Annotated in this window: 11 protein-coding genes; 7 read left to right on the forward strand and 4 right to left on the reverse strand. The window is 70.0% G+C overall.

The genetic code is table 11. The annotated features are described in order from the left end of the window. Positions 1–69: 69 nt before the first annotated feature. The 3 genes from K338_RS0105210 to K338_RS20665 form a co-directional block, all read right to left on the reverse strand. Positions 70–1,092: a LacI family DNA-binding transcriptional regulator gene (locus K338_RS0105210; protein ID WP_022917121.1), complete on the reverse strand. Its 1,023-nt coding sequence runs from the start codon at positions 1,090–1,092 to the stop codon at positions 70–72. Between the two features lie 19 nt (positions 1,093–1,111). Further along, a complete protein-coding gene (locus K338_RS0105215; protein ID WP_022917122.1) occupies positions 1,112–2,194 on the reverse strand; it encodes a PLP-dependent cysteine synthase family protein in 1,083 nt (360 codons plus the stop codon). A gap of 166 nt (positions 2,195–2,360) precedes the next feature. Continuing rightward, entirely contained in the window at positions 2,361–3,569 is a 1,209-nt protein-coding gene (locus K338_RS20665; RefSeq protein ID WP_022917123.1) for an ROK family protein, read from the reverse strand. Positions 3,570–3,685: 116 nt separating this feature from the next. Here K338_RS20665 and xylA point away from each other — a divergent pair, with 116 nt between their 5' ends. The 7 genes from xylA (at position 3,686) to K338_RS0105255 (ending at position 11,443) form a co-directional block, all read left to right on the forward strand. Next, positions 3,686–4,864, forward strand: a complete 1,179-nt coding sequence (gene xylA / locus K338_RS0105225) for a xylose isomerase (protein ID WP_022917124.1) — start codon at positions 3,686–3,688, stop codon at positions 4,862–4,864. Between the two features lie 10 nt (positions 4,865–4,874). Next, positions 4,875–6,332 carry a xylulokinase gene (locus tag K338_RS0105230; RefSeq protein WP_022917125.1) on the forward strand — a complete coding sequence of 486 codons (1,458 nt, stop codon included), beginning with the start codon at positions 4,875–4,877 and terminating at the stop codon, positions 6,330–6,332. Between the two features lie 361 nt (positions 6,333–6,693). Next, positions 6,694–7,668: an ABC transporter permease gene (locus K338_RS0105235; protein ID WP_084480667.1), complete on the forward strand. Its 975-nt coding sequence runs from the start codon at positions 6,694–6,696 to the stop codon at positions 7,666–7,668. 27 nt (positions 7,669–7,695) lie between these two features. Beyond that, complete coding sequence (locus K338_RS24310) at positions 7,696–8,469, forward strand: YesL family protein (protein ID WP_022917127.1); 774 nt, start codon at positions 7,696–7,698, stop codon at positions 8,467–8,469. Beyond that, positions 8,466–9,980, forward strand: coding sequence for an extracellular solute-binding protein (locus K338_RS0105245; RefSeq protein WP_022917128.1), 1,515 nt, complete (start codon positions 8,466–8,468; stop codon positions 9,978–9,980). The genes K338_RS24310 and K338_RS0105245 overlap by 4 nt, the downstream gene beginning before the upstream one ends. Before the next feature lie 66 nt (positions 9,981–10,046). Further along, a complete protein-coding gene (locus tag K338_RS20675; RefSeq protein ID WP_157612229.1) occupies positions 10,047–10,523 on the forward strand; it encodes a DUF4064 domain-containing protein in 477 nt (158 codons plus the stop codon). Next, complete coding sequence (locus K338_RS0105255) at positions 10,520–11,443, forward strand: carbohydrate ABC transporter permease (protein WP_022917130.1); 924 nt, start codon at positions 10,520–10,522, stop codon at positions 11,441–11,443. The genes K338_RS20675 and K338_RS0105255 overlap by 4 nt, the downstream gene beginning before the upstream one ends. Positions 11,444–11,547: 104 nt before the next feature. Here K338_RS0105255 and K338_RS0105260 read toward each other — a convergent pair whose 3' ends face one another. Continuing rightward, on the reverse strand, positions 11,548–12,477 hold the full coding sequence (locus K338_RS0105260) for an AEC family transporter (RefSeq protein ID WP_022917131.1): 930 nt from the start codon (positions 12,475–12,477) through the stop codon (positions 11,548–11,550). Positions 12,478–12,479 lie beyond the last annotated feature (2 nt).

A 12,479-nucleotide genomic window follows, 5' to 3' on the forward strand; every position in this document is an offset into this window, starting at 1 on the left:
AGTATCGCCTGAATGGATTCAGCCGTAGGGGTGGGGGCGCCGGCGGGGTGGGGCGGCCGAGGGCTGGGGTCAGGCCAGCGGCGGGGTGGAGTCCCGCAGCACCACCTGCACCGGCACCGGTTCGACCCGTGGCTCCGGCCCGGGAGGCTGCAGCGCGAGCCGGGTGGCCAGCCGGCCTACCTCCGGCAGCGGCACCGCGACGGTGGACAGCCCGGGGGTGACGTCCCGCAGCGTGTGGATGTCGTCGAACCCGGCCACCCCGATGTCCGCGCCGACCACGAGGCCAGCATCGCGAGCGGCGGCCATCGCACCCATCGCCATCACGTCGTTCACGGCGAACACCGCCTGCACCCGCGGTCCGGTGCGCAGCAGCTCGGCCATCCCCTGATAACCGCCGTCGCGGGTGAACGCGCACTCCACCAGGGCCGCCTCGGGGACGCTGAGCCCTTGGTCCGACACTGCGCCGGAGAAACCGGTGGTGCGCTCGGCACCGGTCAGGTGCGTGCGCGGACCGGTGAGGATGGCGAAGTCCTGGTAGCCGACCTCCATCAGCGCCCGGGCCAGCGCCGCCGCCCCGCCGGTGTTGTCGATCGCCACCGTGTTCACCTGCAGGATCGGCTGGGCGATCATCGCTACTGTGCCGCCCCGGTCCTCGTACGCCGCCACCGCAGCACGCAACGCGTTGGTGGTCTCCGCATCGTCCTGGCGGCCACCGACGATCACGATCGCCCGGGCGCGCTGGCTCTGCAGCATCTCCAGCAGCGCTGTCTCCCGCTCCGGCCGGTGCCCGGTGCTGGCCAGCGTGACCATCAGCCCCTCCTCCTCGGCGGCTGCCGAGACCCCGGCCGCGATCGAGGAGAAGTACGGGTCGGCGATGTCGTGCACGATCAGGCCGAGCGTGGTGGTCCGCCCGCGCGCCATCGCCTGGGCGTTGGCGTCTGGGGAGTACCCCAGCCGGGCGGCAGCGGCCAGCACCCGCTCGCCGAGCTCGGGGCGCACGGTGCGGTTCGCGCTGCCGTTGATCGCGCGGGAGGCGGTGGCCAGGGAGACCCCCGCCTCCCGGGCCACGTCGCTGAGGGTCACCGAAGGCATAGCGCCATGGTAAGCGTTTTCACCGACGGAAGGGGCCGCCGTCGAGCAATGAATCGATCTGCGCCCGGTAGGGCGCCGGGTCCAGGTCCTTGGCGGCCAGCCAGTCGTCGTCGTAGTAGGTGGAGGTGTACAGCTCGCCCGGGTCGCACAGCAGCGTGACGATCGAGCCGGTCTCACCGCGCTCGCGCATACCCGCCACCAGCGACCACACCCCCCACAGGCAGGTGCCGGTCGAGGCTCCCGCCCGCCGCCGGTACACCTCGGCCAGGTGCCGCATCGCGGCCACGCTGGCGGCATCCGGGACGGGCAGCATGTCGTCGATCACGCTGGTCACGAAGCTGGCCTCCATCCGCGGCCGGCCGATCCCCTCGATCCGGGAGGGCATACCGGTGGTGTAGTCGCTCACCCCCGCCTGCCAGCCTGGGTAGTAGGCGGAGTTCTCCGGGTCCACCACCAGCAGCCGGGTGGCGTGCCGCCGGTAGCGGATGTACCGGCCGATCGTGCACGAGGTGCCACCGGTGCCTGCAGCGGCCACGATCCACGTGGGCACCGGGTGCCGCTCGGCCTCCAGCTGGCTGAAGATCGACTCGGCGATGTTGTTGTTCCCGCGCCAGTCGGTGGCCCGCTCGGCGTAGGTGAACTGGTCCAGGTAGTGCCCACCGGTCTCGGCGGCGATCCGCTCGGCCTCCGGGTAGATGTTCGGCGGGGTGTCCACGAAGTGGCACCGCCCGCCGTAGGCCTCGATCCGGGCGATCTTCTCCGGGGAGGTGCTGCGCGGCATCACCGCCACGTACGGCAGGTCCAGCATCCGGGCGAAGTAGGCCTCGGCCACAGCGCTGTTCCCGCTGGTGGCCTCGACCACGGTGGAGCCCTCCCGCAGCCACCCGTTCGCCAGGGCGTAGAGGAACAGCGAGCGGGCCAGACGGTGCTTCAGGCTCCCGGTCGGGTGCACCGACTCGTCCTTGAGGTAGACGTCGATTCCCCAGCTGGCAGGTAGTGGCAGCTGGTGCAGGTGGGTGTCGGCGGATCGGTGCGCATCGGCCTGGACCCGGCGGATCGCCTCATCGCACCAGGCTCGGTTCTGCGCGGCAGCAGAGGTCATGGTGCACAGTCTGACAAACGCCGAGACCTCAGGTGGTACGGGCAGCGGTCCGCCGCTCTTTGGGCAGCGGTCCCGTGCACGAAGGGCAACCCCCGCTGGCCGACGATCCTGGGCCTTGCCCGTGCGCGAACCCGGAACACCGGCTCGAGCTAGGCCGGGTCAGGGTCTACTGCGACAGCTTCCCGAAGCCGCCCTGGCCCGGGCCGGCCAACCACCCGGCCGGGTCAGCGATCACCGGGGCCAGGGCAGCCCGAGCGGCACCGGTGAGCGCCGGGTGCGCTGCGGTCGCCGCCACCCGCAGGCTCACCGGCGCCCACTGCGCTGCCAGCACGCGGGTGGACAGCTCGGCCTCGACCATCGGACGCATCGGCTCGATCAGCTCGGCAAGCGTGTTGCCGAGCACCACGTCGCTCACGTCCACCAGGTTCACCAGCGCAGCCAGTGCGATGCCCAGTGCGCTGGCCGCCCGGGCCACGGCCCGCTCGGCCTTCTCGTTCCCCTGCTCGACGGCGGAGCGTACCTGGCTCAGGTCGCTCGCCTCGGGCAGGTCGGCCGCGCGCAGGATCGCTGCCGTCCCGGCGAAGGTCTCCAGGCAGCCGGTCGCCCCGCACCGGCAGCGCGGCCCGGCCGGATCGACGCAGACGTGCCCGAGCTCGCCGGCGAAGTTGTGCACGCCGGTGGCGAACGCGCCGTCCTGCACGACAGCGGCGCCGATGCCCACCCCGCCGGAGACGTACAGGAACGACCGGCTCTCCGCCACAGCGAGCTCGGCCAGCGCCGCCAGCCGGGCCTCGTTGTCCAGCCGGAGCCGCGCACCGGGCAGCTCGTGCAGGTGCGCGGCCGGATCCACCTCCCGCCAACCAAGGTTCGGGGCGACCAGCAGGCGAGAGTGCGCCACCAGACCAGGCAGTGCCAGCGCGCTACCGGCCACCTGGGTGCCCTGTGCTGCGGCGCGCCCGGCCACCTGCTGTGCCAGGCGACCCAGGTCGCCCAGCACTGCGGCCGCTGCGGAGGCGCGGTGGTCACCGGCGACGACCTCCTCGGCCACCACCTGACCAGCCAGGTCCAGCACGCGCGCGCCGAGAAAGTCCAGGCTGACCTCCAGGCCGAGACCACCCACAGTGCAGGACGCTGGACGCAGCGGTGTCGCCGGACGGCCCGCGCCGGCGACGACCGGGGCGTCCTCGATCACCAGGCGACCGGCGACGAGCTCGGCAACCAGTCGGGAGACGGTCGCGCGGTTCAGCCCGGTGCGGGCAGCGACCTCGGCCCGGGAGAGCGGTCGGCTGGCGGAGAGCACCTCGCGGGCGACCAGGGCAAGGTTGTGCTCGCGCAGGCTCTCCTGCCGCGCTGCGCGACTGCTGGGCTGGTCCATGACCCTTGACCTTAGTGCAGCCAACGCATAAGTTGTTTCAAGCAACAAAACGGCGGACGCGGCCTTCGCTGCGTCCATCAGAATCGACCAGCACACTCACCGACGAGGAGCCCACCATGGTGACCCCCACGCCCGACGACAAGTTCTCCTTCGGTCTGTGGACCGTCGGCTGGACCGCCCGCGACCAGTTCGGCGAGGCCAGCCGCCCAGCCCTGGACCCCCGTGAGTACGCCACCAAGCTGGCTGAGCTCGGCGCCTGGGGAGTGACCTTCCACGACGACGACGTGGTCCCCTTCGGCTCCGACGAGGCCACCCGCACCAAGATCCTCACCGACTTCAAGAAGGCCACCGACGACGCGGGTCTGGTGATCGAGATGGTCACCACGAACACCTTCTCCCACCCGGTGTTCAAGGACGGTGCGTTCACCGCCAACGACCGGTCCGTGCGTCGTTTCGGCCTGCGCAAGGTGTTGCGCAACGTGGACCTGGCCGCCGAGCTGGGTGCGTCCACGTTCGTGATGTGGGGCGGGCGTGAGGGCAGCGAGTACGACGGCGTCAAGGACGTCAACGCTGCGCTGGACCGTTACCGCGAGGGCATCGACACCGTGGCCGCCTACATCAAGGAGAAGGGCTACGACCTGAAGATCGCCCTCGAGCCGAAGCCGAACGAGCCCCGCGGAGACATCCTGCTGCCGACCGTGGGCCACGCGCTCGGCTTCATCGCCGAGCTGGAGAACGGCGACATCGTCGGCCTGAACCCGGAGACCGGGCACGAGCAGATGGCCGGGCTGAACTACACCCACGGGCTGGCCCAGGCGCTCTGGGCGGGCAAGCTGTTCCACATCGACCTGAACGGGCAGCGTTCGATCAAGTACGACCAGGACCTCGTGTTCGGCCACGGCGACCTGCTGTCGGCGTTCTTCACCGTGGACCTGCTGGAGAACGGCTTCCCCGGCGGCGGACCGCGCTACGACGGGCCGCGGCACTTCGACTACAAGCCCTCCCGCACCGAGGGCTACGAAGGTGTGTGGGACTCCGCGCGGGCGAACATGGAGACCTACCTGCTGCTGGCTGCCAAGGCCCAGGCCTACCGGGCGGACCCCGAGGTGCAGCAGGCGTTCGCGGACTGTGGTGTGCTCGAGCTCTCCGAGCCCACCCTCGCCGAGGGGGAGACGGTGGCCGACCTGCTGGCCGACCGCTCCGCCTTCGAGGACTTCGACGCCGACGCGGCGAGCGAGCGGAACTACGGTTTCGTCCGGCTGAACCAGCTGGCCCTGCGGCACCTGATCGGCTAGGCAGGGACCTATGAGCTTTCCTGAGGGAACCCTGGTCGCAGGGATCGACTCCTCCACCCAGTCCGCGACCGTGGTGGTGCGGGACGCGGCCACCGGCGCTCTGCGGCGGTTCGGCTCTGCCCCGCACCCGCCCGGCACCGAGGTCGACCCGGAAGCCTGGTGGCAGGCCCTGCAGCAGGCGATCGCCGCTGCCGGCGGGCTCGGTGACGTCGCTGCGGTGAGCGTGGGCGGGCAGCAGCACGGCATGGTCGCTCTGGACGCGGACGGTCAGGTGGTGCGCCCCGCGCTGCTGTGGAACGACACCCGCAGCGCCGGGGCGGCCAGCGACCTGATCGCCGAGCTGGGTGAGGGGGATCCGGACGCCGGCCGGCAGGCCTGGGCGGAACGGGTGGGCCTGGTACCGGTCGCCTCGTTCACCATCACCAAGCTGCGCTGGCTCGCTGAGCACGAGCCAGAGAACGCGGCCCGGGTGGCCGCGGTGGCACTGCCACACGACTGGCTCACCTGGCGCCTGGCCGGTGACGGCCCCGGGACGGGCGGTCTGTCCCGGCTGACCACCGACGCCTCGGACGCTTCTGGGACCGGCTATTTCGACGCTGTCAGCGGCAGCTATCAGCTCGACCTGCTCGAGCGTGGCTTCGGCCGCCAGGTCGCCGTACCGCAGGTGGTCGCTCCGGGGGCCGTGGCGCGTACCGTCCCCCGGCCCGGTGGCGCAGACCTGGTGCTCGGTGCCGGCGCTGGAGACAACGCGGCGGCCGCGCTGGGGCTGGGCATGGCAGTGGGGGACGTGGCGATCTCGGTCGGGACCTCGGGAGTGGTCTCGGCCGTCTCGGACACCCCCACCACGGATGCCAGCGGCACCGTGGCCTCCTTCGCCGACGCGACCGGGCACTTCCTCCCGCTGCTGGCCACGCTGAACGGCAGCCAGGTGTTCGACGCGGTCGGCGGGCTGCTCGGTGTGGACCATGCCGCCTTCGCCGAGCTGGCTCTGTCCGCACCGGCCGGCGCCGACGGGCTGACCCTCGTGCCCTACCTGGAGGGTGAGCGTACGCCGAACCTGCCGGACGCGACCGGCGCGATCCATGGCGTGCGCCGTGCGAACCTGACGCCTGCGCACCTGGCTCGCGCCGCCGTCGAGGGGGTGCTCTCCGGACTGGCCGATGCGCTCACGGCGCTGCGTGACCAGGGTGTGCAGCCGGCCAGGATGATGCTCATCGGGGGTGCCGCACGGTCGGCCGCGGTGCAGCAGATCGCGCCGGACGTACTCGGCTCCCAGGTGCTGGTGCCCGCCCCGGGCGAGTACGTGGCGGACGGCGCCGCTCGCCAGGCGGCGTGGGCGCTCAGCGGGGCCGGCAGCCCACCCGAGTGGGCCCTGGCCGGCCAGAAGTCCTTTGCTCCCACCGGGGCCGGCTCGGACCTCGGGGACCGCTACGCCCAGGCCAGGACGAAGATCCTCTCCCGGCGCTGACCGCCTCTGTGCCGCCACCGGCCCGACCTGGTCACCGCGTCCGCCGACCGGGCCTTCGCCTGCCCGTGCGCCGGTGCGGAGGCGCCCCGTGCACCCGCACCGGCGAATCGGTCCAGGTCGAGTAACCGGTATCCCACACACCAGGACCCGGAGTCAGCCTGTGGCTGTCGCTGCAACAACGGGAGTTTCGTGCGGAAACGCGGGTATCCCGGGCCGATGGGGCGGGGTCTTTGCAGATCCGGGAAGACTGCGGTAGTCTCGCCCTACCGAGAAACCGGTTACCACCGGTGGCTGACTGATCGGCTCGACGACGAGGGAAAGCGCCAATGCCGGCGACGACGACATGGAGGGTGGCCACGCGATGAGTGCACCTCTGCTCACGCAGCGCACCGAGCCAGCAGACCCCTTGCCCCCGGCCGGCCCCAGCCGGTCCAAGCGCCGTGGCCGCGCGATCTGGCGGCACAAGACGCTCTACCTGATGGCCCTGCCCGGGATCGTGTACTTCCTGGTCTTCAAGTACCTGCCGATGGGCGGGCTGGTCATCGCGTTCCAGGACTACATGCCGTTCATGGGCGTGACCGGCAGCCCGTGGGTCGGCTTCGACCACTTCGTCCGGCTGTTCACCGAGGACACGTTCTTCATGCTGCTGCGGAACACCCTGGTGGTCTCGCTGCTGCTGCTGGTGTTCGCCTTCCCGATACCGATCGTCCTCTCCTTGATGCTCAACGAGGTCCGCTCCAGGCTGTTCAAGCGTTCCCTGCAGTCCATCGTGTACCTGCCGCACTTCATGTCCTGGGTGATCGTGGTCTCCCTCTTCTACGTGCTGCTGACCACCGACAACGGGGCGATCAACAACCTGATCAGCCGGGCCGGCGGTGACGAGATCGGCTTCCTCACCGATCCGGACTGGTTGCGGCCGATGTATGTGTTCCAGAACGTCTGGAAGACTGCCGGCTGGGGCACGATCGTCTATCTCGCCGCACTCACCGCGGTGGACGTCAGCCTGTACGAGGCGGCCGAGCTCGACGGCGCCGGCCGCTGGCGACAGACCTGGCACATCACCCTGCCGGCGATCCGGCCGACGATCGTGGTGATGTTCATCCTGGCCATCGGCGACTTCCTCGAGCTCGGCTTCGAGCACATGTTCCTGCTGCTGAACTCCCTGAACCGGGAGGTCGCGGAGATCTTCGACACCTACGTCTACACCGCCGGTATCCAGAACGGTCAGCTCAGCTACGCCACCGCGGTGGGCATGTTCAAGGGGCTGGTGGGGCTGCTGCTGGTGGTCATCGCGAACCGGATGGCGAAGAAGTTCGGCGAAGAAGGCGTCTACTGACCCGCCGCGGGCGGAGGAGGTGAACCCATGGTGTCCTACGAAGGCCTGGTCCGGCTCAACCAGACCCTGTCCGGCTTCTACCGGCTGATCTGGTTGAACCTGCTCTGGGTGGTTACCTGTGTGCTCGGCCTCGGGCTGCTGGGCGTCGGACCGGCCACCTACGCGTTCGCCAAGTACGTGGACCGCTGGTTCCGGCTCGGGGAGCTGCCACCGATGACCCGGACGTTCCGCAGCTACCTCACCGAGCTGCGCTGGCGGCCGGTGCTGGTCAGCTGGGTGCTGCTCGCCGGTGCGGTCGTGATCGGGGTGAACCTGGTCAGCGTCTCCAGCTGGTACCTGCGGATGGCGAACCTGGCGGCACTGGTGCTGCTGGCCGTGATCGGCGCCTACGTCTACTTCGTGCTCGCCGCGATGGACGTCCGCTCGCTGCGCTCGACCCTCAGCGCCGCACTCCTGCTCGGTATGGGGTCGCTGCACTGGACGATCCTCGGCACCACAGCGGTGACCGCCGTGTACTGGCTGATGTACCGGTTCGCCGCCCCGCTCCTGCCGCTGGTCGGCATCGCCCTGCCGATGGCGGTCGTCGGCCTGATCGTGCGACCGGTGTTCCGCCAGCTCGCCGCAGACGATGCCGCCGGCGCTGCAGACGATGCCGCCGGCGCCACGCCCGCCGCGAGCACCTCGACCGCTCCCTGCCCGACAGCTGCACGACCTGACCGCAACGACGCACCCGCAGCCACCCCTGTGCCCGGACCGACCGGACCGCGGGAGCTGCACCTGGAGAAAGGATCCGTAGCATGACTCACCGGAAGAGGATCGCCGGCGGCACCGCTGCCGTACTGGCTGCCACCCTCGCACTGGCCGCCTGCGGCAGCGGCGACGACGACAGCAGCGGCGGCGGGGGCGACTCCGGCGCGCTGACCTGGATGTCGATGCTGCACACGCCCACCACGCCGGACCCGGACGGCCCGATCCACGAAGCACTGGTGGACTACACCGGCACCGACTTCGAGATGCAGTGGGTGCCGGACGCGTCCAAGGAAGAGAAGGTCAACGCCGCGCTCGCCTCCGGCACGATCGCCGACCTCACCTCGCTCACCCAGATCGATTCCACCACGGTCCGCAACGCGCTCACCTCGGGCATGTTCTGGGACGTCGAGCCGTACCTGTCGGAGTTCGACAACCTGTCCCAGATCCCGGAGGCCACCCTGGAGGTGGCTCGGGTGGACGGCGGTCTGTACGGCGTGCCGTTCCAGAAACCGATCGCCCGGTATGGCGTGCTGGTGCGCCAGGACTGGTTGGACAACCTCGGCCTGGAAGCCCCGCACACCCTGGACGAGCTCGCCGACGTGGCCCAGGCGTTCACCGAGGACGACCCGGACGGCAACGGGCAGGACGACACCACCGGCTTCATCGAGCGGGCGGAGAGCTTCAGCCTGTCCTTCCGGATCATCGCTGGCTACTTCGGTGCCGGGGACAAGTTCGAGCTGGACGACGAGGGCAACATCGTGCCGGCGTTCACCACCGATGCGTGGAAGGAGGCGATGGAGTGGTACCGGGAGGTCTACGAGAACGGCTGGATGAACCAGGAGTTCGTCACCATGCAGAAGGACAACCAGCGGGACGCCATCGCCCGTGGTGAGGGCGGCATCGTGATCACCGGTCTGTTCGAGGCGCGGGGCTACGTGGAGCTGGCGGAGAGCATCGACCCGGAGACTCCGATGGAGTGGGCGCAGATCAACGACATGACCTATGGCGACGTGCCCCGCCGGATCGTCTCCGACACCAACGGTGGTATGGGCGGCTGGCTCGCGATCAACACCCAGACCGTGGAGTCCGAGGACGACCTGCGTGAGGTGCTCGGCTTCATCGACTCCCTGCTGGACGAGGAACCGTTCACGCTGATGACCCAGGGCATCGAGGGGGAGCACTACGAGGTGGACGAGGACGGCGTCTACTCCCGGATCAACCAGACCCAGTGGGAGCAGGAGGTCCAGCCCTACGCCAGCTCCAGGCCCGCGGACAACGTGATCATCTTCAAGTCCGACAACGAGCTCGTGAACCGGGCGGACGAAATGATGGCCGAGAACGACGAGTACGCCGTGGTCAACCCGGCCCAGTCGCTCACCTCGGAGACCTACGACCAGCAATGGTCCACGATCGACCAGACGGTGATGGACGCGTTCAACCAGTACATGGTCGGTGACCTGGACATGGCCGGCTACGAGGCGGCGATCGACGCCACTCGCAGCCAGGGGCTGGACGACATCATCACCGAGTTCACCGAGGCCTACAACAGCGTGAACGGCTGACCCGCACCCGGGGTGCCGGCCCTCCTCCGGCTGGCCCCCGGGCCTCGATCGCAGAGAGAGATCCACGTGAGCACGATGACCGCCAACCGCCGATGGCCCACCGAGGGCCACCACGTGCCCCCGGCCACCAGCCGGCGGGCGGAGCTGTGGCTGACCGGCGTCGGAGCCGTGCTCGCGGTGGTCTTCCTCGGCGGCTTCAGCGTGGTCGTGAACCGGATCGACCAGACCACGTATCTGGAGGTGGTCCGCCCGGTGCTGCTCGGCGAGGCGGACCACCTCACCGCAGCCGAGGCCTTCGAGGCCGGTCGGACCCTGGGTGCCTGGTTCGGCTTCACCCTGCTGCTGGTGCTCGCGCTGGCAGCGGTGGCGGTCTTGTCCCTCCGCCGCCGGCCGTGGCGTCGGCGGAGCGGCTGGTGGCTGCTCGCCGCCGGCCTGGTCTGCCTCGTCGGCAGCCAGCTCATCGCCTACCCGATCGCGTTCTTCTTCTTCCTCGGCGCCGGCCTGACGGCTGTGCGCCCCGTCCGGGACGGGAGCCCCTCATGACCGCCAGCACTGCCAGCTCTGCGACGAAGCTGACCTACCGGCCGGACCGGCTGCGCAAGCCGAGCCCCGGGCGCCGGGTGTTCCAGGTGGTCAACGGCGTGCTGCTGATCGGCTTCGCGCTGATCTGCTTGCTGCCGTTCCTGCACGTGATCGGGAGCTCGTTGGCCAACCCCGGGGAGCTGGCCACCCGGGCGTTCGTGCTCATCCCGCGCGAGCTCACCCTGGACGCCTACCGGTATGTGCTGTCCACCCCGACGATCTTCCGCGCGATGGGGGTGTCGGTGTTCGTCACCGTGGTGGGCACCTTCCTGTCCCTGCTGGTCACCTCGTTGATGGCCTATGCGCTCGGCAAGCGGCACCTGCGCGGCCGCCGGGTGATCAACTTCCTCGTGGTGTTCACCATGCTGTTCAGCGGCGGTATGATCCCGCTGTTCATCGTGGTCAACGGCCTCGGCCTGCTGGACAGCATCTGGTCGTTGATCCTGCCGTTCACGGTGAACGCGTTCAACTTCGTGATCATGCGCAGCTTCTTCCAGGGCATCCCGGACAGCCTGGAGGAGGCGGCCCGCATCGACGGCTGCTCCGAGCTCGGGGTGTTCGTGCGGATCGTGCTGCCGCTCTCGGTGGCCTCGATCGCTACCATCGGCCTGTTCTACGCCGTGGCCTACTGGAACACCTACATGTGGGCCATCCTGTTCATCAACGACTCCACGCTGTGGCCGATCCAGGTGCTGCTGCGCCAGATCGTGATCGTAGCCAGCGGCCTGAACGCCGATGCCTCCGTGGTGGAGGTCGTCCCGCCCGCACAGTCGGTGAAGATGGCGGTGATCGCCGTGGCCACGCTGCCGATGCTGGTGGTCTACCCCTTCATCCAGCGCTACTTCGTCAAGGGTGCGCTGATCGGTTCGGTGAAGGGCTGAGTGCCCGCCCACCTGCCCATCGGAGGTGCTGCAGGCGATCTGAGGTCCGCGTGGTCTACCTCCGATCGCCTCCGGTACCTCAGACGGGCGGGCGCAGCAGGTGGTCAGTGCAGCAGCGCCACCACGGCCACCATCAACGGGAGGGAGGCGAACGTGGTGATCACCTGCGCGTCCCGGGCCAGGCGCTGACCGGCGTCGAACTGCATCGCATAGACCAGCACGTTCTGCGCTGTGGGCAACGCTGCCATCAGCACGACGGCGAACCTCGCCTCGTCCGGGACGCTCACCAGCGCGGCTACCAGATAGGTGAGCACCGGGTGCACCACGGTGCGCAGGGTCGTTGCGGTGAGCACACCGGCCCAGTGCCTGCGGTCCAGCGGTTTGCGGGCGCTGCCCGGGGGTGGCGCTGAGCGCACCATGGACATGCCTAGGGTGAGCAACGCCAGTGGTGCGGCGGTGGCGGCCAGCGCTTGCAGCGGCTGCCAGAGCACGGCCGGCGGCTGCCAGCCGGTCAGCGCCAGCGCCAGCCCGGTGAGCGCACCGATGGTCAGCGGGCTGCGCAGCGCGCGGACGACCGCATCCCGTCGGCGGCCCGCCCGGGCGTCGCCGACGGCGAACGCCACCGGGGCCAGCACCAGCAGCTGCAGCAGCATCGTGGGCACCACCGCCAGGGCGTCGCCGAGCACGTAGACGGCGACCGGGATGCCCAGGTTGCCGGCGTTCAGATAGCTGGCGGCGAGCGTGCCCACAGTGGCGGTGGCTCGATCGGCGCGCAGTACCCCGGCGAACACCGCCGCACCGATCCCGGCTACCGCCAGGGTGGTGATCCAGGTGGTCAGCGCCGCAGAGGTGAGCAGCAGGTCCAGGTGGGCGTTGCCGATCGTGGTGATCAGCAGGCTGGGTGTGGACAGGGTGAACACCACGCGGGCAAGCACCTTGGGTGCCTCCGGGCCGAGCACCCGGGTGGTGGCGAGCAGCCAACCGGCCAGCGCGATGAGCGTCATCGTGCCCAGCGCGGTCAGCACAGCGGTCATCG

It is taken from the genome of Ruania albidiflava DSM 18029 (assembly GCF_000421225.1).
In the GTDB taxonomy this organism is placed as follows: domain Bacteria; phylum Actinomycetota; class Actinomycetes; order Actinomycetales; family Beutenbergiaceae; genus Ruania; species Ruania albidiflava.

Coding starts and splice junctions, on each gene's coding strand:
- K338_RS0105210 (WP_022917121.1), bottom strand. CDS start 1,092: ATGCCTTCGGTGACCCTCAGCGACGTGGCCCGGGAGGCGGGGGTCTCC.
- K338_RS0105215 (WP_022917122.1), bottom strand. CDS start 2,194: ATGACCTCTGCTGCCGCGCAGAACCGAGCCTGGTGCGATGAGGCGATC.
- K338_RS20665 (WP_022917123.1), bottom strand. CDS start 3,569: ATGGACCAGCCCAGCAGTCGCGCAGCGCGGCAGGAGAGCCTGCGCGAG.
- xylA (WP_022917124.1), top strand. CDS start 3,686: ATGGTGACCCCCACGCCCGACGACAAGTTCTCCTTCGGTCTGTGGACC.
- K338_RS0105230 (WP_022917125.1), top strand. CDS start 4,875: ATGAGCTTTCCTGAGGGAACCCTGGTCGCAGGGATCGACTCCTCCACC.
- K338_RS0105235 (WP_084480667.1), top strand. CDS start 6,694: ATGAGTGCACCTCTGCTCACGCAGCGCACCGAGCCAGCAGACCCCTTG.
- K338_RS24310 (WP_022917127.1), top strand. CDS start 7,696: ATGGTGTCCTACGAAGGCCTGGTCCGGCTCAACCAGACCCTGTCCGGC.
- K338_RS0105245 (WP_022917128.1), top strand. CDS start 8,466: ATGACTCACCGGAAGAGGATCGCCGGCGGCACCGCTGCCGTACTGGCT.
- K338_RS0105255 (WP_022917130.1), top strand. CDS start 10,520: ATGACCGCCAGCACTGCCAGCTCTGCGACGAAGCTGACCTACCGGCCG.
- K338_RS0105260 (WP_022917131.1), bottom strand. CDS start 12,477: ATGACCGCTGTGCTGACCGCGCTGGGCACGATGACGCTCATCGCGCTG.